The organism is Flavobacterium panacagri, assembly GCF_030378165.1.
Classification (GTDB): Bacteria; Bacteroidota; Bacteroidia; order Flavobacteriales; family Flavobacteriaceae; genus Flavobacterium; species Flavobacterium panacagri.
This window is the reverse complement of the sequence record NZ_CP119766.1, coordinates 689,969-712,555: the sequence shown is the minus strand read 5'-3', so window position 1 is coordinate 712,555 and position 22,587 is coordinate 689,969. Positions and strand designations below refer to the sequence as shown.

Annotated in this window: 21 protein-coding genes and 1 tRNA gene; 15 read left to right on the top strand and 7 right to left on the bottom strand. The window is 34.0% G+C overall.

Going from position 1 to position 22,587, the window contains the following annotated elements; all coding sequences use genetic code 11:
- The first annotated feature begins 4 nt into the window (after positions 1 to 4).
- The gene (locus tag P2W65_RS03390) at positions 5 to 2,005 is read left to right on the top strand and encodes a fumarate reductase/succinate dehydrogenase flavoprotein subunit (RefSeq protein WP_289663556.1); all 2,001 of its coding nucleotides are present in this window, start codon (positions 5 to 7) and stop codon (positions 2,003 to 2,005) included.
- A gap of 73 nt (positions 2,006 to 2,078) precedes the next feature.
- Positions 2,079 to 2,825, top strand: a complete 747-nt coding sequence (locus P2W65_RS03385) for a succinate dehydrogenase/fumarate reductase iron-sulfur subunit (protein WP_289663555.1) — start codon at positions 2,079 to 2,081, stop codon at positions 2,823 to 2,825.
- 56 nt (positions 2,826 to 2,881) lie between these two features.
- On the opposite strand, the gene P2W65_RS03380 is transcribed toward P2W65_RS03385, so the two are convergent.
- A complete protein-coding gene (locus P2W65_RS03380; protein WP_289663554.1) occupies positions 2,882 to 5,173 on the bottom strand; it encodes a family 20 glycosylhydrolase in 2,292 nt (763 codons plus the stop codon).
- A gap of 157 nt (positions 5,174 to 5,330) precedes the next feature.
- On the opposite strand from P2W65_RS03380, the gene P2W65_RS03375 reads away from it, so the two are divergent.
- A complete protein-coding gene (locus P2W65_RS03375) occupies positions 5,331 to 6,107 on the top strand; it encodes a DeoR/GlpR family DNA-binding transcription regulator (protein ID WP_289663553.1) in 777 nt (258 codons plus the stop codon).
- Here the strand turns inward: P2W65_RS03375 and P2W65_RS03370 are convergent.
- The 4 genes from P2W65_RS03370 to P2W65_RS03355 form a co-directional block, all read right to left on the bottom strand.
- Positions 6,104 to 7,174 (bottom strand): dipeptidase, encoded by a 1,071-nt coding sequence (locus P2W65_RS03370; RefSeq protein WP_289663551.1) that lies wholly within the window; start codon positions 7,172 to 7,174, stop codon positions 6,104 to 6,106. The genes P2W65_RS03375 and P2W65_RS03370 overlap by 4 nt on opposite strands.
- Positions 7,175 to 7,189: 15 nt before the next feature.
- Positions 7,190 to 8,281: a D-TA family PLP-dependent enzyme gene (locus tag P2W65_RS03365; protein WP_289663549.1), complete on the bottom strand. Its 1,092-nt coding sequence runs from the start codon at positions 8,279 to 8,281 to the stop codon at positions 7,190 to 7,192.
- Positions 8,282 to 8,472: 191 nt separating this feature from the next.
- Positions 8,473 to 8,940 (bottom strand): RidA family protein, encoded by a 468-nt coding sequence (locus tag P2W65_RS03360; RefSeq protein WP_179004296.1) that lies wholly within the window; start codon positions 8,938 to 8,940, stop codon positions 8,473 to 8,475.
- A gap of 4 nt (positions 8,941 to 8,944) precedes the next feature.
- Positions 8,945 to 10,264 carry a GntP family permease gene (locus P2W65_RS03355; protein ID WP_219071542.1) on the bottom strand — a complete coding sequence of 440 codons (1,320 nt, stop codon included), beginning with the start codon at positions 10,262 to 10,264 and terminating at the stop codon, positions 8,945 to 8,947.
- 183 nt (positions 10,265 to 10,447) lie between these two features.
- Between P2W65_RS03355 and P2W65_RS03350 the strand changes: the two genes are divergently transcribed.
- Positions 10,448 to 11,215 (top strand): amidohydrolase, encoded by a 768-nt coding sequence (locus P2W65_RS03350; protein ID WP_289663547.1) that lies wholly within the window; start codon positions 10,448 to 10,450, stop codon positions 11,213 to 11,215.
- On the opposite strand, the gene P2W65_RS03345 is transcribed toward P2W65_RS03350, so the two are convergent.
- Complete coding sequence (locus P2W65_RS03345) at positions 11,212 to 12,900, bottom strand: Ig-like domain-containing domain (RefSeq protein WP_289663546.1); 1,689 nt, start codon at positions 12,898 to 12,900, stop codon at positions 11,212 to 11,214. The genes P2W65_RS03350 and P2W65_RS03345 overlap by 4 nt on opposite strands.
- 173 nt (positions 12,901 to 13,073) lie before the next feature.
- Between P2W65_RS03345 and P2W65_RS03340 the strand changes: the two genes are divergently transcribed.
- The 6 genes from P2W65_RS03340 to P2W65_RS03315 all read left to right on the top strand — a co-directional run bounded on the left by P2W65_RS03340 (position 13,074) and on the right by P2W65_RS03315 (position 18,231).
- Positions 13,074 to 14,078 (top strand): hypothetical protein, encoded by a 1,005-nt coding sequence (locus P2W65_RS03340; protein WP_289663544.1) that lies wholly within the window; start codon positions 13,074 to 13,076, stop codon positions 14,076 to 14,078.
- Positions 14,038 to 16,395 carry a hypothetical protein gene (locus P2W65_RS03335; RefSeq protein WP_289663543.1) on the top strand — a complete coding sequence of 786 codons (2,358 nt, stop codon included), beginning with the start codon at positions 14,038 to 14,040 and terminating at the stop codon, positions 16,393 to 16,395. The genes P2W65_RS03340 and P2W65_RS03335 overlap by 41 nt, the downstream gene beginning before the upstream one ends.
- A gap of 10 nt (positions 16,396 to 16,405) precedes the next feature.
- On the top strand, positions 16,406 to 16,810 hold the full coding sequence (mce, locus tag P2W65_RS03330) for a methylmalonyl-CoA epimerase (RefSeq protein WP_289663542.1): 405 nt from the start codon (positions 16,406 to 16,408) through the stop codon (positions 16,808 to 16,810).
- A 146-nt stretch (positions 16,811 to 16,956) separates the two neighbouring features.
- Positions 16,957 to 17,030, top strand: a tRNA-Ile gene (locus tag P2W65_RS03325).
- Between the two features lie 130 nt (positions 17,031 to 17,160).
- Positions 17,161 to 17,580 (top strand): very short patch repair endonuclease, encoded by a 420-nt coding sequence (locus P2W65_RS03320; RefSeq protein ID WP_289663541.1) that lies wholly within the window; start codon positions 17,161 to 17,163, stop codon positions 17,578 to 17,580.
- A 381-nt stretch (positions 17,581 to 17,961) separates the two neighbouring features.
- A complete protein-coding gene (locus P2W65_RS03315) occupies positions 17,962 to 18,231 on the top strand; it encodes a hypothetical protein (RefSeq protein ID WP_289663539.1) in 270 nt (89 codons plus the stop codon).
- A 31-nt stretch (positions 18,232 to 18,262) separates the two neighbouring features.
- On the opposite strand, the gene P2W65_RS03310 is transcribed toward P2W65_RS03315, so the two are convergent.
- Entirely contained in the window at positions 18,263 to 18,853 is a 591-nt protein-coding gene (locus tag P2W65_RS03310) for a riboflavin synthase (protein ID WP_289663538.1), read from the bottom strand.
- 57 nt (positions 18,854 to 18,910) lie between these two features.
- Here P2W65_RS03310 and pdxA point away from each other — a divergent pair, with 57 nt between their 5' ends.
- The 5 genes from pdxA to accB all read left to right on the top strand — a co-directional run bounded on the left by pdxA (position 18,911) and on the right by accB (position 22,494).
- Positions 18,911 to 19,960 (top strand): 4-hydroxythreonine-4-phosphate dehydrogenase PdxA, encoded by a 1,050-nt coding sequence (gene pdxA, locus P2W65_RS03305; RefSeq protein ID WP_289663537.1) that lies wholly within the window; start codon positions 18,911 to 18,913, stop codon positions 19,958 to 19,960.
- A gap of 105 nt (positions 19,961 to 20,065) precedes the next feature.
- Positions 20,066 to 20,608 carry a YceD family protein gene (locus tag P2W65_RS03300; protein WP_179001928.1) on the top strand — a complete coding sequence of 181 codons (543 nt, stop codon included), beginning with the start codon at positions 20,066 to 20,068 and terminating at the stop codon, positions 20,606 to 20,608.
- 9 nt (positions 20,609 to 20,617) lie between these two features.
- Positions 20,618 to 20,812 (top strand): 50S ribosomal protein L32, encoded by a 195-nt coding sequence (gene rpmF, locus P2W65_RS03295; protein WP_008465217.1) that lies wholly within the window; start codon positions 20,618 to 20,620, stop codon positions 20,810 to 20,812.
- 174 nt (positions 20,813 to 20,986) lie between these two features.
- Positions 20,987 to 21,985, top strand: coding sequence for a beta-ketoacyl-ACP synthase III (locus tag P2W65_RS03290; RefSeq protein WP_179001926.1), 999 nt, complete (start codon positions 20,987 to 20,989; stop codon positions 21,983 to 21,985).
- A gap of 23 nt (positions 21,986 to 22,008) precedes the next feature.
- Complete coding sequence (gene accB, locus P2W65_RS03285) at positions 22,009 to 22,494, top strand: acetyl-CoA carboxylase biotin carboxyl carrier protein (protein ID WP_091494574.1); 486 nt, start codon at positions 22,009 to 22,011, stop codon at positions 22,492 to 22,494.
- Positions 22,495 to 22,587 lie beyond the last annotated feature (93 nt).

Below are 22,587 nucleotides of genomic sequence, written 5' to 3'. Positions count from 1 at the left end.
TATAATGGCATTAGATTCAAAAATTCCAAATGGTCCTATAGCGGACAAATGGACAAATTATAAAGATCATATTAATTTAGTAAATCCTGCTAACAAGCGTAATTTAGATATTATCGTTGTTGGTACAGGTTTAGCTGGAGGTTCGGCTGCGGCTACTTTAGCTGAGTTAGGATATAACGTAAAAGCATTCTGCTTCCAAGATTCTCCACGTCGTGCGCACTCTATTGCTGCACAAGGAGGTATTAACGCTGCAAAAAATTATAAAGGTGACGGTGACTCAGTTTACAGATTGTTCTACGATACTGTAAAAGGAGGTGACTACCGTGCACGTGAAGCAAACGTTCACCGTTTGGCTGAGGTTTCTGCAAATATTATTGACCAGTGTGTGGCTCAAGGGGTGCCATTGGCTCGTGAATATGGCGGACTTTTAGATAACCGTTCTTTTGGAGGAACTTTGGTTTCTCGTACATTCTATGCACAAGGACAAACTGGACAGCAATTATTGTTAGGAGCTTATTCTGCAATGAACCGTCAGATTGGTCGTGGAAAAATCAAAATGTACAACCGTCACGAAATGCTTGACATTGTAATCGTGAACGGAAAAGCGAGAGGTATTATCGCTCGTGACTTAATCACAGGAAAAATAGAAAGACATTCTGCTCACGCGGTAGTAATTGGTTCTGGAGGATACGGAAACGTATTTTTCCTTTCAACAAATGCTATGGGAAGTAACGCAACAGCAGCTTGGAAAATTCATAAAAAAGGAGCGTTTTTCGCAAATCCTTGTTACACACAAATTCACCCAACATGTATTCCGGTTTCAGGAGATCACCAGTCTAAATTGACTTTGATGTCTGAGTCTTTACGTAATGACGGACGTATCTGGGTTCCTGCAAAATTAGAAGATGCTCAGGCAATTCGTGAAGGAAAGAAAAAAGCAATTGATTTATCTGAAGAAGAAAGAGATTATTTCTTAGAAAGAAGATACCCTGCGTTTGGTAACTTAGTTCCTCGTGACGTTGCGTCTCGTGCGGCTAAAGAAAGATGTGATGCTGGTTTTGGTGTTAATAAAACTGGAGAAGCAGTTTATCTTGATTTCGCAGCAGCTATCGAACGTTACGGAAAAGAAGCTGCGCACGTAAAAGGATTGAATGAAAATGACAAAGCTTTAATTACTAAATTAGGAACTGATATCGTTAAGAGTAAATACGGAAACTTATTCCAAATGTACTTGAAAATTGTTGACGAAGATCCTTATGTAACACCAATGATGATTTACCCAGCAGTTCACTACACAATGGGTGGAACTTGGGTTGATTATAACTTAATGACTACAATTCCTGGATGTTTCTCAATTGGAGAATCTAACTTCTCTGATCACGGAGCAAACAGACTTGGAGCTTCTGCTTTAATGCAAGGTTTAGCTGATGGATATTTCGTATTGCCATATACTATCGGAGATTATTTAGCTCCAGATATTAAAATGGGAACAATTTCTACAGACTTGCCAGAATTCGTTGAAGCGGAGAAAGCGGTTGTAGATCAAATCAATAAATTCATCAACAACAACGGTAAACATTCTGTAGATTATTTCCACAAAAAATTAGGTAAAATTATGTGGAATAAAGTAGGTATGGCTCGTAACGCTAAAGGTTTAACTGAGGCTATCGAAGAAATTGCTGCTTTACGTGAAGAGTTTTATAAAGATGTAAAAGTTCCAGGAAGCGCTTTTGAATTTAATCAGGAATTAGAAAAAGCGACTCGTGTTGCCGATTTCTTAGAATTAGGGGAATTGTTCGCAAAAGATGCTTTACACCGTAACGAATCTTGTGGAGGTCACTTCCGTGAGGAATACCAAACAGAAGAAGGAGAAGCACTTCGTGACGACGATAACTTTGCATACGTTGCAGCTTGGGAATACAAAGGAAAACCAAGTGATGCAGTATTACACAAAGAACCTCTTAATTACGAAAACATTAAATTAGTTCAAAGAAGCTACAAATAGGATTTAAGTCCTTAGTCTTTAGTCCTTAGTGGCTCTGAGATTTTAGGCTTAGAAACTTTTAAACTTATAAAAGATGAAACTTACATTAAAAATATGGCGTCAAAAAAACGCCCAAGATAAAGGAGGGATTGTAGAATATCCTATCGATGGAATCGAACCAGACATGTCTTTCCTTGAAATGTTAGACGTTCTTAACGAAGATCTAATCAATAAAGGAGAAGAGCCTGTAGCTTTTGATCACGATTGTCGTGAGGGAATCTGCGGAATGTGTTCTTTATTCATCAACGGTGAAGCGCACGGACCAGACAGAGGTGTTACAACTTGTCAGTTACACATGCGTATGTTCAAAGATGGTGACACGATTTTTATCGAGCCATTTAGAGCAAAAGCTTTCCCAGTGATTAAAGATTTAGTTGTTGATAGAAGTTCTTTTGACAGAATTCAGCATGCAGGAGGATTTATCTCTGTAAATACTTCAGGAAATACAATTGACGCGAATACTATTCCAATTAATAAAGACGATGCAGATAAATCATTTGATGCAGCTGCTTGTATTGGTTGTGGAGCTTGTGTTGCAACTTGTAAAAACTCTTCAGCAATGTTATTTGTTTCTGCAAAAGTTTCGCAATATGCATTATTGCCTCAAGGTAAAGTTGAAGCAGTTGACCGTGTATTAAACATGGTTCACCAAATGGATTTGGAAGGTTTCGGTAACTGTACCAATACAGGAGCTTGTGAAATCGAATGTCCAAAAGGAATTTCACTTGAAAATATCGCACGTATGAACCGTGAGTATTTAGCAGCAAGTTTAAAAGGTTAATTAGACCGAATTATTATATTAAAAAACGCTTCCATTTTGGAAGCGTTTTTTGTTTTCTATTCGCAGTAAAGTTGTGAAGCATTAATTTCTTCTTTCTTTTGGCCTTCTTTCTGAATAAAACAGTTTAAAATTGTACCGCCGGTTAAATCAAAATAACTGATGTTGAGTTTGTGAAATCCCTTTTCCAATTTAACTGCTCCGTAAGCTTCATTCATCCAATGAATGCCATCGTTGTCTACAATTAATTCATCATCTATAAAAAGCTTCGATCCGTCATCTGAAAGCGTCGAAAAAGTATAATTTCCTGTTTCTGGAATAAAGATATATCCGTTGAATTTTAAACCGATATAACGCTCTAATTTCGTTTTCCATTTATCAGCACTGATTTTACCTTCTAAAACTCCGGAATTAACAGGTTTCGAAAGTTCTAAATCTTGAACCTGTTTAAATGTTCCTGTGAAATATTCGAATTTTAATCCGCTTTTCTTGGGTTGAATTGCAAGTGCAGGTTTTAAATCCGGGTTGCGGACAATGATTTTATTGATAGAGCTTCTTTTACCGCTTTCGCTGATTTGAATGGTTTTGATGATTCGATATTCTCCTTTCGGAATATTTATCGTGACAGGATTTTGATGTAATGCTGCCGTTTCATCAGGATTATAACCATCAATCGTGTAAAAAATCTTTCCTTTTTTTATCGTTGGTTTTAAGTCTAAAATATACCTTGATGCAATTAAAGCTGTTTCATCTGCACCAAAAGGCGTTGGGACTTTATAAATTCTTTTTTCTGCTTCTAATTTTTCTAAATGATAAGGTAATTGATTTTGAATAAAATGATTGTAATTTTTATTCGGAGTTTCTGTCCATGCAATTTCAGCCAAAGCGAAAAATCTCGGATAAAGCATATAATTCAATTTTGAAGTACTGGTTAAATATTCCGACCACAAATTCGCCTGAACTCCGATAATATATTTTTGCTCTTCAACAGTTAAACTATCCATAGGAGTTGGATTGTAATGGTAAACTTTCTCTAAAGTACTTAATCTGCCAACGGTAAGCGGTTCGTTTGGAGAATATCCTTGATTATAATCAAAATAGACCGTGCTTTCAGGAGTCATTACAACGGGATGTTTCAGTTTGGCAGCGTGAATTCCGCCCGATTCTCCTCGCCAAGACATAACGGCAGCATTTGGTGCGAGTCCGCCTTCGAGAATTTCATCCCAGCCAAAAATCTGTCTTCCATTGGCATTTAGGAATTTTTCAATTCTTTTAATGAAATAACTCTGCAGTTCATGTTCATCTTTTAAACCTAAATCCTTGATTCTTTTTTGACAATTCGAACAAACTTTCCATCTGGTTTTTGGACATTCATCTCCGCCAATATGAATGTTTTTACTTGGAAATAATGCTAAAACTTCGGTCAAAACATCTTCTAAAAAAGTAAAAGTTTCGTCTTTTCCTGCACAAAAAACATCTTCAAAAACACCCCAAGATTCTACGACTTTATAATTGCGATCTGGAAAACATGCTAAATTTGGATAGGCTGTTACGGCTGCGGAAGCATGACCTGGCATTTCTATTTCGGGAATAACATTCACATAATTATCTTCGGCAAATTTCACGACTTCTTTGATTTCTTCTTGAGTATAAAATCCTCCGTACGGATTTCCGTCGAAAAAGAAGGGTGATCTTTCGAATTTATTCCCCACTAAAGTCTGTGCTCTTTTTGAACCGACTTCCGTCAGTTTTGGATATTTTTTTATTTCAATTCTCCAGCCTTGATCGTCTGTTAAATGCCAATGAAAATTATTTAATTTATAGCTGGACATTTGTCTGATAAAATCTTTTATAACAGCAACAGAGAAAAAATGACGGCAGACGTCTAAATGTAAGCCTCTGTAAGAATATCGAGGTTGATCTTCAATTATTACACAAGGTAATTTTATTTCGGTTGAAATTTTGTTTGGAAGAAGTTGTAATAAAGTCTGAACAGCATAAAAAAGGCCTTCTTCTTTTCCTGAAACTGAAATTTTAATTGAAGAAATTTCAATTTTATAACCTTCTTTGGATTTGAAATTTACATCTGAATTAAACTCAATTTTCAGATTTGATTTTTTTGAAGAACCCTGAACATTTAATGCCGATTCTAAAATTTTTGCCGATTTGGATTCCTTTTCGCTGAAATTTTTATTTATAAAATTCACCTGAACTTTTCCGTTAATGCGAATACTGTCTCCGGTCAATTTATAAAAGTTGGGAGCTGGAATTATAGAAATGTTCTGCTGTGAATTTTGAGCATTTCCATTTGAAAAAGAAAGAAGGAAAAAGAGAAAAAGGAATTTTTTCATAAGAGAAAAACTTTAAATTTTAGTAAAAAGGTATTTTAAAGATAGGTAAAGGATTTTAAAACTGGTTTTTGAATGATTTTATTGATAATACCGCTTTTGGTTTCGATGAAATATTTATTGAAATGTTTATTTTTGTAATTAGAAAAAAACAATCGGCATGGGCACTGAAAATGAAGTTTTAAATTACAGTAAAGAAGAACGTAAAAATCATATTCTAAAAGAGATCAATCTGCACACGCGTGTAAGTTTTGAAACTCTTTCGGCTAAACTTGGTGTTTCCGAAGATACTGTTCGTCGTGATATTAATGAACTTGACGCTGACTCGCTTTTGATTAAAGTTAAAGGTGGCGCGATGACCAAAGGATATCACTATTCTTCATCGAACCAAACTTATGCTGTCGAAGCCAAACAGGTTATTGCTCAAAAAGCAGTCGGCCTTCTTCATGACGGAATGGTTTTAATTGTGGATGGAGGAACTACTATTCGCGAGTTCATCCGATTAATTCCAAACGATCTTAATTTGACTGTTTTTACGATTACTGCTTTAACAGCTGTACAGCTTTTAGATAAACCCAATATCAAAACCATCATGATTGGCGGAAGTATTTCTTCATACAGTCAGATGTGTGTGAGCGGAGAAGCTTTTCATCAATTGGCCAACATAAAAGCAGATCTTTTGGTTCTCGGAACAAATGCTTTAGACATTGACGGCGGTTATTCTGATTCTGATTGGGAAACTGTACAAGTTAAAAAAGCAATGATTCAGGCTTCTAAAAAAACAGCGGTTTTAACGATTACAGAAAAATTAAATACGGTTCTTAAAATGAAAATCGCTAGTTTGTCTGAGATAAATTATGTTATTACCGAAGAAGAACCGAATGATAAAAAGCTAAAATTATACAAAGAGAACTTTCCTAATCTAACTGTGATTTAATCCCAATGTTTTAACAGAAAATCAATCCAGTTTTGATGAAAGATTTTTTTCAGATCTTCATCAGTATAACCATGATTTTTAAATATCAAAACTAACTTTTGTAAATCAGCAATGGTGTCTAAATCATACGGACATTGTTCTGTTCCAAAAGCGCCGTCCAGATCAGAACCAATTCCGATATGATTTGCATTTCCTGCCAGCTGGCAAATATGATCCATGTGTTTGAAAGCGGTTTCTAAACTGCAATTCATTTTCTTCGGATCTGAAATTCCTCTTTCCCAATTCGGAACCATCATCCACGCATCTAAAGCACCGCCAATAACAGCTCCTCTGGAAACTAAAGCTTTAATCATCTCGTCGCTGTATTGACGATTATGATCAACTAAAGCCCTGCAATTATTATGGCTTGCCCAAACTGCTCCGTTAAAATGATCCAAAGCCTGCCAAAAAGCATCATCGCATAAATGTGTCGCATCGAGAATAATATTCAAACGTTCCATTTCTTTCAATAAATCAATTCCGTTCTGGTTCATTTTTCCGGTTGCATCGGTTCCGTTGGCATATCTTCCTGGGCCGTAATGTGCGGGGCCAATGGCTCGCAATCCGTAATTGTATGCTTTTTCTAAATAGGAAATATTTACAATTGAATCGGCTCCTTCTAAACTTAAAATATACCCAATTGGTTTCTTATCGTTTGGAGTTCCATTGTTCCATAAATCAAAATGATTTAGAAGCGATTTTTTATCCGTAATCTGCGTCATTTCGCCGGCTTCTTCCATAGATTTGTACCAAGTCAGCTGTCCTTGAGTTTGCGCCCAGGCTTGTTCTGGTGAATTCCAACCCGGAATGATACTGTCTGGCTTTACGAATCTTGCAATTTGAGTGGCAACAACAATTCCGATATTTCCGCGTCGAAGATCAGGAAAAGAAACCGTCGCACGTTCGCGGTCGGGTTTGTCTGTCATTCCTTTTTCTAAGTTTCGTAAAGTTGGAACATCGTTTCTCAGATCACGATTCCATTCCATCGCATTCATGCTGAGATCCAAATGTGCGTCTAGTATAAACATAATTCAGATTAAAAATTAAATAGTATTTTTTCTGCCTCTCGCACCAACGGGCCATTGTGTATAAATTTGCTGTTTTTTATTGACGACTTGAAGAGTATCATATAAAGCAACAGTCGGACAGACATGATACGGTTCAGCGTAAATAATATCGCCGATTTGGTATTCATATGAGCCGTTATTCTCAAAAATCAAATGTTCTTCAGAATGTGCGGTTGGAATCAGATTTTCATCATTTAAAACAACCAATCTTTTGTCAATCGGATTTTCAGACGAAACGGCTTTATAACCAATATCGACACAAATTGTGTTTTTTGCGGGCTTAGAAATAATGGTTCCAACGATTACCAATGCGGGCTTAAAATCCTGTTCAGGCAAGTTATTTTGATAATTAGAATCCCAAAAAACAAAAGTTCCCGGACTACATTCTACATTTTCCTGTAAGGCATAAAAAGGAAAAGTATTAGAACCTCCTGCAACAACTTTAAAATTTTCTGCTTTATTGATAATTTGTTCAAAAGACTTAGAGGCTTCTAAATTTCTTTCTTCAACACTTCCTTTTATATGACCATCATAAATGTGGATTCCTTCAAATTGAATATTTTTTAATTGTGAAATTTGGTCAATTAACCCAATCCAATTTTCTGAAATTGAAAAACCAGTTCGGTTCATTCCGGTATTTAAATCTAAATAAACATACAAAATCAGATTGTTTCTTTTGGCAATTTCATTTAAATCTGAAGCCGTTTTAATATTGTCTACAATGGTTGAAAAATGAATTTCAGGAAACTTTTTAATTAATGAAATCCATCGTTCGGCTTTTAACCCAACCGGTTGATACGCCAAAAGAATGTCTTCGATATTTTGATTGGAAGCCAGTTCAGCTTCAGCAATTGTAGCGCATTTTATTTTCTTGATATTATAAATTTTAAAAAGCTCTAAAATTTCGGCATTTTTATGCGTTTTAATATGCGGACGCAATCGTTGCGTGTCGCCTTTGACATAAGAAATAAGTTTTTCAATATTTTGTCTTACCCGATCTTCGTAAACTGCTAAAAACGGAGTATCGATAAGAGTTTCAGAATTTATTTCCCACCAGTTTTTTTGCATGGTTACTGTTTTTTTTGCTAATTGTAATTACGTTGAACATATTTTTTTAAACACATAGAAACATAGATTTGGATACTGTTGAAAGGCGTTTCACTTTGAATGAAAAAACATAGACTATGCTTGATGATCTAATTATTGCTTAATCTTAAATGCATAAAAAACTATGTTTCTATGTGTTTAAAAAAATCTAATTAATACAATTCAAAAAGCGCTTCAACTTCGACAGGAATATTATCAGGAAGAGATCCAAATCCGACAGCGCTTCTCACGCCAATTCCGTTTTCTTGCCCCCAAACTTCTGCAAATAATTCACTGCAACCGTTTATTACGTAAGGATGTCTTAAGAAATCTGAAGTACAGTTTACCATTCCCAAAACTTTGATGACTCTTTTTACTTTGCTTAAACTTCCAAAATTGGTTACAATGGTAGAAAGCATAGTAAGTCCAACTTGCCTTGCAGCTAATTTTCCTGCTTCGATATCCATGTCTTCTCCAATACGTCCAATAATTAATGACTTATCATCTTGCACAGGGCCGTGACCTGATAGATATAGATATTTTCCGTCTACCAAATACGGTTTGTAAATTCCCAAAGGCTGTGGAGCGGGAGGAAGGGATAAACCAAGACTTTCGAATTTTTCTTGCGGATTTAAACTCATGATTTTAATGTATTAAAGCGTTTAAAATAAATATAAATACAATTCCCAGAACAGAAACCAAAGATTCCATTACAGTCCAGGATTTAAAAGTGTCTTTTAGACTGATATTAAAATATTCTTTGAACATCCAGAAACTCGGATCGTTAACATGCGAGCACATTAAACTTCCAGCTCCAACAGAAAGTACAAACAGATTGGGATCGAGATCGTTGGATTGTAGTAAAGGTAATAAAACGCTGGCAGTCATTAATCCTGCAGCAGTCGCAGAACCCACACAAATACGAATTATTGCGGCCATAATCCATGCCAGCAAAAATGGATGAATATTAACTTGGTTTAAGGTAGCGACAATAGTTTCGTTTACACCGCTTACAATCATAACTTCTTTTAAGCATCCTGCACCGCCAACAATTAAAACAATTAGTGCAACATCTTTTATGGCTTGTGTATAATCATCCATAACAGATGACATGCTTCTGTTCATTTTAATTCCTAAAGTGTAAGTGCAGAGTAAAAGTGATAATAACATTATGATACTTGGATCTCCGATGATTTTGCAGATAGAAATTAGTTTTTCATTATCTGAAATCAGCGGTAATAAAGACGTAATTGTTAAACCAAAAACTGGAAATAGGGCAGAGAATAAACTTAAACCAAAACTAGGCAGTTTACCTTCGTTGGTTATTTCTTCGACATTTAAAATTTCATGATCCGATTCGGTTTTGATGTTTTTAAAGCGGGTTGAAAACCATAAACCTGCAATTAGTATGGTTGGAATCGCGATTATGATTCCGTAAATCAAAACCAAACCAATATCTGCTTTTAAAATACTGCTCAAAGCCATTGGTGAAGGATGCGGTGGCAGAAATCCGTGTGCAACAGAAAGTGAAGCCAGCATGGGAATTCCTAAATAAACTTTAGATAATTTAAATTGATGCGCCACTGAAAAAATCAGCGGCACTAAAAGTACAAATCCAACGCTGTAGAAAAGCGGAATTCCGATGATGAAACCAGTTATCATTAAACCCAAACGAACATATTTTCTTCCAGTCCAATTCATGACCGTTTTGGCAATCACTTTTGCTGCGCCAGAGGAAACAGCTAATTTACCAATGCAAGTTCCGAAAACAATAATTAAAGTTATGGAACCAAGCATTTCACCTAGGCCTTTTTGCAAAACAGGAGAAATCGTTTCTATTGGCAATCCCAAAAAAAGCGCGGCCAAAAGTGACGTAATGATAAACGCGATAAACGGATTAATTTTAAACCAGGCAATCTGTAGAATTAAAAAAATAATGCACGCAGTGAGTATGAGAATGCTCATGGTTTGTGGTTGGATTTTAGTTAGTTATAATTGTGGTTGGAATTCCAAATATATAAAATATTTTTACACTTCGCATTTTTTTTGCAAAAACTGCGTTTTTTTTGCAATGATAATGTTAAAAATACTTGCTTATGAATGAAGGTTACGTCAATGTTTTCTACCTTTAACTAAAAATATGCTGATATGAAAATTGCTTTAATTCAATCTGATCTTGTTTGGGAAAATCCGTCTGCAAACCGAGAAAATTTCGACTCAAAAATTAATGAAATCGATTCTGAAATCAATTTGATTGTGCTTCCGGAAATGTTTTCTACAGGATTTACAATGAATGCTTCGGATGTTGCTGAAAGTATGCAGGGAGAAACCCTTGAATGGATGAAGCTGAAAGCAAAACAAAAAAATACTGCTATAACAGGAAGTGTCATTATTACTGAAAACGGATCGTTTTATAATCGAATGTTTTTTGTGTTTCCGTCAGGAGATTTTCAGTATTACGATAAGCGTCATTTATTTTCGCTGGCAGGAGAAGATCAATTTTACACTTCGGGAACCCAGAAAGTAATTGTAGACTATTTAGATTGGAAAATCTGCCTACAGATTTGTTATGATCTACGATTTCCAGTTTTCGTGAGAAATGTCGAAAATTATGATCTGATTTTATATGTTGCCAATTGGCCAAAAGTTCGTACCAATGCTTGGGATACTTTGTTAAGCGCCCGTGCAATTGAGAATTTATGTTATGTTGCTGGAGTAAACAGAGTAGGTTTTGATGATAATGATTTTGAGCATAACGGTCATACCCAATTAATCGATTATTGGGGCAATTATATAATAAAGCCACAAGAAACTCAGGGAGTTTTTGTGGCTGAATTGGATAAAAATATAATGTTGGAAACTCGCAGAAAATTGAATTTTCTAGGCGATAGAGACCAATTTGAACTTAAACTTTAAAAAGCTTTCCGTTTCTTTTCTGCCTCTTTTTTCTTTTTGTCTTCTTGTTTTTTCTCGACCTCTGGATTAAATGGTATACTCAAGTCAATAGGTTGGTCTACATCCCAGTTAGACCGGACATCTATGCCTTTTTGATAATAAAATACTTCTTCTGCATAGGTTTTCTTTAAGAAACTTCCAGTGTCGTAGATTTTATTTTTATTGTCATCGTAAATTACACGGACAGTAAACTCTTCGGGAACCAGTAAATTAAATGTGATTTTGGTTTCGCCTTCAGAATAGGCGCTGGCCAATACATTATCTCCTTTTTTATTGGTTATTTCCACAATAATTGGAAAACGTTTTACATTCTGCAGATTCAGAATTAAATTTCCATAATCTTCGAATTCTTTGGTGGTTAATTTATACGATAATGTGTCATTGGTTTTTTCGTAAAAATCAGTCAAAGCACCTGGAAGAAAAGTGAAATTGTATTTTTCTAAAGGTTTTTTCTCAAAATCAACATATAGCTTTTGGTCAAATTCATCATATTCTGTTGTGAAATCAACAGCTGTAGAATCTTTGTTGACTAATGTAATTTTAGATTTGTCGAATTTTACCAAAGGCGTTTCGGTTTCTAAAGTGAAACGTTCTCTAAAATTAAGTTGCCCATTTTGCACCGCTTTGATATTTAGCGTATCTTTTTTCAGAGCTTTAATTTTAAAAGAAAATTTCTTGTCGTAGTTTTCTTTTGAAACTTCCATTGATAACGAATCGGCTTTTAAAGGCTTAAACCAAACCTGAAGCGAATCTTTTTTAGGAAATTGTGTTACAATGGTTTCTAGGGTTTCATTTCCGTTTTTAAGGACGATTTTTGGTTTGTCATTTTTGAAATTCTGTTTTCCTTCATACGGCAATAATAATCTGTTTCCAGAAGCTTGAATAGGTTTGAAAGTCTTTAAAGGCAATGTTTCTTTAAATAATTCTAATTCGTAAACTGTGTCGGTTGGAATCGTGATATAATGTTTTAAGAACCCAATTTTGTCGTCTTTTGGATTGAATTTATTGTTGCTGCCTTTGTCTTTTAGAGCGACCAAAAGATATTTTCCTTCTTTCAGATTTTCGAATTGAAAAGTTCTCATACTGTCCAAAGTATTCGTGATATAACGAGGAAACTCTTTGTAGATAACAGAATCTTTAAATTTGTCGTTGACTTCATAAAGCATCACAGAAACAAAGTTGTCTACATATTTTTCGTATGAATCTTTGATTCTACCATTCAATTTAAGCGAATCGATATATGGGCCTGTAGAAAATACGTATTTAAATTGATTCAATGCATTTCCTTCATTGTTGTCCTGAATCGCTTGTCCGAAATTCAAACTGTAAGTTGTATTTGGCTGTAAAGTATCGCGGATTTCAATTTTTATAAATTTACTAACCGAAGTAGGCGTAATTATCGGTTCATTTTTAAAAGGCGGAGAAATAATTAATTGCTTATTCGTGTTTTTAAGTTTGATATATTCGTCAAAATTCAAAGTGATCGTATTTCCTTTAAAATTTGTACTGTAGTTTTCTGGATAACTTGATATCAAAACAGGAGCAAGTGTGTCTTTTAAACCGCCGGTAATACTGCCTCTTTTGGCGCAGCTTACTACTGAGATTAGAATTATAAATAAAATGTATTTTAGAGCGTTTTTCAACATAACGGTTTTTCAAATTTGATTGCACAAAATAACGATTATATTTGCTTTAATTGAAATTTTTTATCCATTTATTAGGATTTAAGACTTTTGTATTTCTTCGGTTTTTTTATCGTTTCGAATATTTTAAAACGGCATAATTTCTTACTTTTGATTTCAAATGTAATTTTTAGGTTTTGTTAAAACGAATTTTTCCAGTTCTATTTTTCTTTTTACTGCTATCGTGCAGTAAAACCGAAAATCCAGTTATTTCTTTTTATTACTGGAAAACAATCTTCAAATTTTCTGAAAAAGAGAAAGAAGTTTTGAAAGATAATCAGGTTAAAAAACTTTATGTCCGTTATTTTGATATTGGACTTCAACCCGAAACAAAACAGCCTATTCCAATTAGTCCGATACGCTTTGATGAAAATCTAAACGGATTTACGATTGTTCCTGTCGTTTTTATTCAGAATAAAGTAATGCTTGAGCCGAATTTAGATGTAAATGAGCTGGCAGAGAAAACGTTTGGTTTTATAGAACAAATCAATTCGAAAAACAAAATTGTGTGTCAGGAAATTCAAATTGACTGCGATTGGACATTAAAAAGTAAAGAGAATTATTTAAAGTTTATAGAAGTTTTTAAGAAACTTTCGAAGAAAAAACTTTCGGCTACAATTCGACTCCATCAGGTTAAATATTTTAAAAAGACAAAAATTCCAAATGTCGATTCAGGCGTTTTAATGTATTACAATATGGGATCAATTGCATCGGATTCTCTAAATTCAATTTACGATCAAAAAGTCGCTGAAAAATATTTGAGTAGTTTAAAAAAATATCCGCTTCATCTTGATTTGGCTCTGCCGATTTATTCTTGGGGAGTTCACATTAGAAATAATAAAGTAATCGGACTGCGTTCTAAAATGAATACAAAAGAGTTGCTACAAGATTCAAATTTTGAAAAAACACATTCTATTTTTTTTAGAGTTAAAAAGTCTAATTATAAAAACGGAATTTTCTATGAAGAAAACGATCTGTTGAAAATAGAAGAAATTGCAACAAAAGATTTAAAAGAAATGGCAGAAGATTTGGATGAAAATCTGCCTGCAAAACCAAACGAAATTATATTTTACGATTTAGACGAATTCAATTTAAACCATTATGAAAAGAATATTTTTGAACAAGTTATTTCTAAGTTTTAGCCTTGCTTTACTTTCGATATACGGAATCATTTATGCCTGCGCTGGCGGAGACGATTGGGATTTCTTTGGCTACAATTCTAATTTTACGCCTGAAACTTTTGCAGACAAATCCTATTCGCCTTTATTTTTATCAGGCGGAATTTTTTACGGAATTGGTTTTGATACGCAGCACAATTCTCGTTTCAATAAAAACATAAAATCAGATTGGGCCGATTATCTTAAAGGAAAGGCTGATACAACGACGGTAAATTATTTCTTGATCGGAGATGAGCGCCCAAGCTATTATTCTGATGATAAAAATACAATCAAAAACAAAGAAGAAATTGAAGATCTTCATGTGTTTTATAAAACCAAGAAAGAGAATAAGAGCTCTCTAAAATGGGGAAAAAAGATCAATTTGAAAGATGATAAAATTAAAAACTTTGTCGAGTTTTTGTATTTGGCTCAAAAAATAGAAACGGTATCTATTGGTCAAGATTATTGGAGTTATGATCCAGTTGTGGAGAAAACGTTCAAGGATGCCAAAATGATTCAGTCAATCGAAAATGTATATAATACGATGTCTGATCCTTTCTTGAAAAACAGATATTGGTTTTTAACCATGAAAGCTCGTTTTTATAGCAATGACAAACAAAAAGCGATTGACTTTTTTAATAAAACAGAGAGTTCTGTTGCCAAAAATACTTTGTATTATCGTGCTTTGGCTTATGTAGCGGGAATCAATTTTAAGCAGAAAAAATATGCGGTTTCGAATTATTTGTATGCGCAGGTTTTTGATAAATGTCCAGAATTGCGTGTGGTAACAGCATATAGTTTTCGACCGAAAAACGAATCCGATTGGACAAAAGCTTTAGCAATGGCGAAAAATAATAATGAAAAAGCGGCGCTTTGGGCCATTCACGGTTATTATAAAGATGAAAAACAAGCCATTGAAAAGATTTATGAAATAGATCCAAAAAGCGAGCATTTAAATTATTTAGGAACTCGTTTGGTAAATTCATTAGAACAAAAAATCAATAATTCGTTTCAAAAGGATGGAAGTCAAGACCAGCCGAGAAGACCACAGAGTATTGCCGAAAACAAAACTGAAAACAAATCAAAAATTGATAATAGTGCTTTAGATTTAATTGCTAAAATTTCGGCTGCAGGAAATACGCAGAGACCGTATTTGTGGGATATTGCGATTGGTTATCTTCAGACTTTAAAAGGAGATTATACTAATGCAGATAAAAATTATACTAAAGCAGAAAAAACACTTCCGAAAACGGAGTTGGCGCGTTATCAAATCAGATTGCTTCGTTTTGTAAATAATATGAGCAAAATAGATAAATTGGATGATAGTAATGTCAAAACCGTTTTAGCCGATTTGAACTGGCTTTATTTTGAATTGCCAAAAACGTATAAAGGAAGTGAATTCCGTTATCAAAATGCTTCGCAATGGAGTAAAAACTATTTGGCTGCTTTATACAAATCAAAATCAAATCCTGTAATGACGGAATTGTTTAGTGAATCGCCTTATAGTTATTGGAATAGTGGAAACACATTTTATGATAATGAAAAAGATTTATTGGCTATGAAAAGTTTTATGGAGAAATCGAATAAAACCGAAATCGAGAAAATTGGTGCTGGGATTTATAGTTTGAAATTAAAAGACATTAATAATTTTCAAGCAGTTCAAGCTACTTTCAAAAATAAAATCCCAGAGGCAATTGAGTTTATGAAACAAGCCGACTCAGTTCAATATTATAAGTTTTTAGGAAATCCGTTTAACGGAAGCATTAAAGATTGCCACGATTGTGATCATGTCGCTTATCAAAAAAGAAAATACACTTATATGGATTTCTTGACAACCATAAAAGAAATGCAGGATAAGTTAGCAAAGAAAGAAGATGTTTATACCAACAGTCTTTTGCTTGGAAATGCATTTTATAATATCTCTCATTTTGGAAACGGAAGAACATTTTACGAAATTAGTATTGTAGGTTACGGATCGAGTCCTTATTCGTTTAGAAATCCGATGAAAGAAATGATTACTAATAATTCGGTTTCAAAAATGTATTATCAAAAAGCTTTTGAAGCGGCATCCAACAAAGAACAAAAAGCAAAATGTTTGTATCTGATTTCGAAATGTGAACGTAATGATTATTACAACAAAAAATATAGCGCGATAAATAGTTATTGGGAAATTCAAGATGATAAGGTTAATTTTATAGCTTGGAACTCATTCAAGGCTTTGAAAAAAGACTATTCAGATACTAAATATTATCAGGATGTAATTGCGGAATGCGGTTATTTTAATACGTATGTGAATCAATAAATTTGAAACGATGGTAAATAAGATTGAACATATCGGGATTGCAGTAAAAAACATTGACGACGCCAATGTTTTGTTCGAAAAAATGCTTGGCGTTCCATCTTATAAAATGGAAGCCGTAGAAAGCGAAGGAGTGCTGACTTCTTTTTTTCAGACAGGAAACAATAAGATCGAACTTTTGGTGGCGACCAATCCCGAAAGTCCGATTGCTAAATTTCTAGAAAAAAAAGGAGAAGGAATTCATCATATCGCTTTTGATGTTGATGATATCGAAGCAGAAATCACCCGATTGAAAAAGGAAGGTTTTGTACTGATCAATGAAGTTCCGAAGAAAGGAGCCGATAATAAACTAGTCGTTTTTCTGCATCCAAAGAACACAAATGGTGTTTTAGTGGAGCTTTGCCAAGAAATAAAATAAAAAAATGTCATTTTAATTTTTAAATAAGATGTTGAAAATCAATTTCGTTTTTCGGATTCAACAAAAGTTTTAAAATTAAATTCAAATGATGTCTTAAAATATTTGGAGTGAATGAAAAATAGTAGTAATATTGCATCCTCTAAACCGGTCCTATAGCTCAGCTGGTTAGAGCACCTGACTCATAATCAGGTGGTCCCTGGTTCGAGCCCAGGTGGGACCACTTTTATTTAGAAACAGAAAGCCTTTACAGAAATGTAGAGGCTTTTTTGTTTTTGGATGTTTTCAAAATAAAATCTCCTTTCCTTAAAAATAATGTAACTTTATCTATCAGAAACAAATTTAATCTTAAGATGGATAATTTAACTCCTCCTCAAAGGAGTAAGAATATGCAGGCCATAAAAAGCACTGGAACAAAGGGCGAGGTACGGCTTGCCCAAGCTTTATGGAATCTCGGGCATCGATATCGGAAGAATAATAAAAAAGTGTTTGGCCGGCCTGATATAACTTTTGCTAAATACAAACTTGCGATTTTTGTCGACAGCGAATTTTTTCATGGAAAAGATTGGGAAACGCAGCAATTGCGAATTAAATCCAATCGTGACTATTGGATTCCTAAAATTGAAAGAAATATAAAAAGAGATCAAGAAGTGAATGCTTTTCTTGTTTCAGAAGATTGGACGGTTTTAAGATTTTGGAGTAAGCAAATTGAGAAGGAATTAGAAGTGTGTGTGGCTAGAATTGAAGGAGCTATTATGCTTTTGAGTATTTGAATTTTGATAAAATGCATGGAAAATGGACTGTGAAAGATCCAAAAAACAATTTATTTCGTAATTTAAAAAAAGAGATTTCATTTTAGATACAAAGAGAGTTTTTTTTTTTAAATCAGGAATTTCTTATAACGAAATAAAATTTGTAGAGAGTCGTGAAAATGAGGTTTTTATGGTCTACAACGTTTTCTGAAAGGGATTGAGATGGTTAAGAGAGAAAATGTTAAAATTTGTTGGATGTTTTTTGTTTTAAAAGTTGCTTTTGTTTAAAAAACTTCTACTTTTGTCGAAGATTTTGCAGGTAAAATGCAATTTGTACGAAATTTCTATTTAAATAAGTTTGTAAAATAATTATAAGCCTGCTCCAAGTAACAGTTTGAATTTATGAAAAATCTAAAAGCCCCATTTTTAGCATTTGCATTAATACTATTAAACATTTCGATTGTATCTGCTTACAATAATCCGCCACCTCCAGGTGCGTCGGCTCGTAATGCAGGTTCTGAAAATGCTACTGATGATCTAGATGACGACGGAATAGGAGGCGGAGGTGAGCGTTTGCCAATCGATCAGAATATAATGATGTTGTTAATTGGCGGTTTAGCTTTAGGAGCTACCGTAATTTATAGAAACCAAACAAAAAAAGCTTCAAATTAATTTGAAGCTTTTTTTGTGGAGAAAAAATATCTTATTTGTTGATTGAATACAGTCTTGAAATGTATTTCCCAACTACATCAAATTCAAGGTTGATTTTTGTTCCAACTTTGAAATCTTTAAAGTTAGTGTGTTCAAAAGTATAAGGGATAATGGAAACACTAAATTCATTTGTTTTAGAATTAACAACGGTTAAACTTACTCCGTTTACAGTAATTGAACCTTTTTCGATAGTAATGTTGTTTAGGTCTTTGTTGTATTCAAAAGTATAATTCCAGCTTCCGTTTGCTTCTTCGATTTTAATGCAGGTTCCGGTTTGGTCTACGTGACCTTGTACAATATGTCCGTCCAGACGATCGCCCAGCTTCATTCCTCTTTCTAAATTAACGATATCGTCAACCTTCCAATCGCCAATATTAGTTTTTAAGATCGTTTCGTCAATAGCCGTTACAGTATAAAGAGAATCTTTAATGGCTACTACTGTAAGACAGATTCCGTTATGCGAAACGCTTTGATCTATTTTTAATTCGTGTGTTATCGAAGAGTCAACTGTTATATGAAGATTGTTTTGATCTTTCTGAATTTCGTGGATCCTGCCGAGTGTTTCTATAATTCCTGTGAACATTGTGGTTTTATTTTACTAAATTTGCACATCAAAATTAGTAATAAATACACTGAGCTCATGAATAAAAAAGCAGAAAATATAATTGTTGGAATTTCAGTAGGAGATTTAAACGGTATTGGAAGCGAAGTTATATTGAAAACATTCGAAGATTCTCGTATGTTAGAATTATGCACGCCGGTTATTTTTGCAAATGCTAAAATTCTTTCTTTTGTTAGAAAAAGTTTTGCTTCTACAGTTCAATTTCATGGAGTTGATAAGCTGGAGCAGGTTATTCCTGGAAAAGTAAATGTCTTAAATCTTTGGAGAGAAGGAGTAGATATTAATTTAGGAACCAATGATCCAAAGATTGGAGAATATGCGATCAAATCATTCGTTGCCGCAACGAAAGCATTGAAAGAAGGTGAAATTGATGTGTTGGTCACAGCGCCAATAAATAAATACAATATACAATCGGAAGATTTTAAATTTCCAGGACATACTGATTATCTGGATCAGCAATTAGAAGGAAATGCACTGATGATGATGGTGCAGGATAATTTAAGGGTAGGATTGATAACAGATCATGTGCCTTTAAATGAAGTGGCTTCTCATTTAACAGAAGAATTAATTACTAAAAAAATAGAAACGATCAGAAAATCTTTGATTCAGGATTTTAGTATTGTTAAACCGAAAATAGCAGTTTTAGGATTGAATCCGCATGCTGGAGATGGTGGTGTGATTGGAAAAGAAGATGATTTGGTTTTAAAACCAACATTAAAGAAAATATTCGATTCAGGAACAATGGTTTTTGGGCCATTTCCGGCGGATGGTTTTTTTGGAAGTGGTCAGTACGAGAAATATGATGCTATCGTAGCCATGTATCACGATCAAGGATTAATTCCGTTTAAAACCTTGTCTTTTGGAAAAGGAGTCAATTATACAGCAGGTTTAGATAAAGTAAGAACATCTCCAGATCATGGAACAGCTTACGATATTGCTGGAAAAGATATGGCAGATTACAATTCGTTTAAAGAAGCAGTCTATCTTGCGATCGATATTTTTCGCTCGCGTAATCAGTATGAGGAGATTAGCCAAAAACCTCTTAAAATAAAAGAAAAACAGTTATAAACAAAAAAAGGTGAATAAGATTATTAGATTTATAATAATTTTATATCTTTGCACCCCAATTCAGATATCTAGTTTTAGAACTGAATTGTTCAAATTGATGTTGAAATGAGCAAAACAAAAGAATTTTTAATTCCTTTCGTAGGATTAAAACTAGGAAAACACCATTTTGAGTATCAGATAAATAATGATTTTTTTAAGAATTTTGATTATGAAGAGTTTCAAAGTTCAGATATTAAAGTCAAGTTGCTTTTCGAAAAGAAGAGTACTATGTTAGAGTTAGAATTCAAACATAAAGGAACAGTAAATGTGCCTTGTGATCTAACAGGCGAAGATTTTGATTTACCTATAAAGGGAAAAATGAAGTTAATTGTTCGCTTTGGAGATGAGTTCAATAATGATAATGAAGAATTGTTGATTTTACCACATGGTGAACATGAGATAGATATTGCGCAGTATATTTATGAAATGATCGCGCTTTCTGTACCTCAAAAAAGAATTCATCCAGGAGTTAAAGATGGAAGTCTGCAAACGGAAGCTTTAACTAAATTGAATGAATTGAGTGTAAAAGAACAAAAGGAAGAGAGTAACAAAGAAGAAGATATTGACCCGCGTTGGGAAAAATTAAAGAAACTATTAACGGATAAATAATATAGTAAAATGGCACATCCTAAGAGAAAGACCTCGAAAACAAGAAGAGATAAGAGAAGAACACATTATAAAGCTACTGTAGCTCAAATCGCTACATGTCCAATTACTGGAGAAGCACATTTATACCACAGAGCTTACTGGCATGAAGGTAAAATGTACTACAGAGGGCAAGTTGTTATCGATAAATCTGAAGCGGTTGCTTAATACGTTTTTGTAAATTATACTGGAACTCTCACATAGTGAGAGTTTTTTTTGTTGGTTATAATTTTCGTTTTTTAGGAAAATATAGACAAATTCGTTACGTTTTTTTTTGTAATTTTCGAGTCTTTTAAAAATTTTTCAAATTAATCATAATTTGAGAGGAAATAATAGAATATAATGAATACAATCACAGCCGCAATTACCGCTGTTGGAGCTTATGTTCCTGACTTTGTTCTTACCAACAAAGTGTTAGAAACAATGGTTGATACCAATGACGAGTGGATTACTACTCGAACAGGAATTAAAGAAAGAAGAATTCTAAAAGATGCTGATAAAGGAACATCTTACCTTGCTATAAAAGCAGCACAAGATTTAATTGCAAAAGCAAATATTGATCCTTTAGAGATTGATATGGTTATCATGGCAACGGCAACACCAGATATGATGGTGGCTTCTACAGGAGTATTTGTTGCTACAGAAATTGGCGCTACAAATGCATTTGCCTACGATTTACAAGCAGCTTGTTCAAGTTTCTTATACGGAATGTCAACTGCGGCAGCTTATGTACAATCTGGACGTTACAAAAAAGTGCTGCTAATTGGTGCTGATAAAATGTCGTCAATTGTAGATTATACAGATAGAGCGACTTGTATTATTTTTGGAGATGGAGCAGGTGCTGTTCTTTTTGAACCAAATTATGAAGGCTTAGGCTTACAGGACGAATATTTAAGAAGTGATGGTGTAGGACGCGATTTTCTTAAAATCCCTGCGGGAGGTTCTTTGATTCCGCCTAGCGAAGAAACTGTAAAAAACAGACAGCACAATATTATGCAAGACGGGAAAACTGTTTTCAAATATGCTGTTACTAATATGGCTGATGCAAGCGAATTGATCTTACAAAGAAACAATTTGACTAATCAAGATGTTGACTTCTTGGTGCCGCATCAAGCGAACAAACGTATTATTGATGCTACTGCAGGCAGATTAGAATTGGACGATTCTAAAGTGTTGGTAAACATCGAAAGATATGGTAATACTACTTCTGGAACTCTACCATTAGTATTAGCAGATTTTGAGCATAAGCTTAAAAAAGGAGATAATGTTATTTTTGCCGCTTTTGGTGGTGGATTCACTTGGGGATCTATCTATTTAAAATGGGCTTACGATAAGAATTAAATTAAAACTAAAAACGAATCATTATGGATTTAAAAGAAATTCAAAACCTAATCAAATTTGTTGCAAATTCGGGCGTTGCAGAAGTGAAGTTAGAAATGGATGATGTAAAAATCACAATCAGAACAACTTTAGAAACAAATGTAACTGAGGCAACTTACGTACAGCAATTACCTGCTCAGGCAGCTTTACCTCAAGCACAAGTGCCACAAGTTACAGCTCCAACAGTTGTAAATGTAACTCCAGAAGCACCAGCTGCTAACGATTCTAAATATATCACTATAAAATCTCCAATCATTGGAACATTCTATAGAAAACCATCTCCAGACAAACCAGTTTTCACAGAAGTGGGAAGTACTGTATCTAAAGGTGATGTTCTTTGCGTAATTGAAGCAATGAAATTATTCAACGAAATCGAATCTGAAGTTTCTGGTAAAATTGTAAAAATTCTTGTTGACGATATGTCTCCAGTTGAATTTGATCAACCTTTATTCTTAGTAGATCCATCATAAATAAATTTAGATTTTAGATTTTAGATTTTAGATTGATCTGGCAGAATTAATATCGCAGACATCTAAAATTATCTAATTCTCAAATTGTCTAAT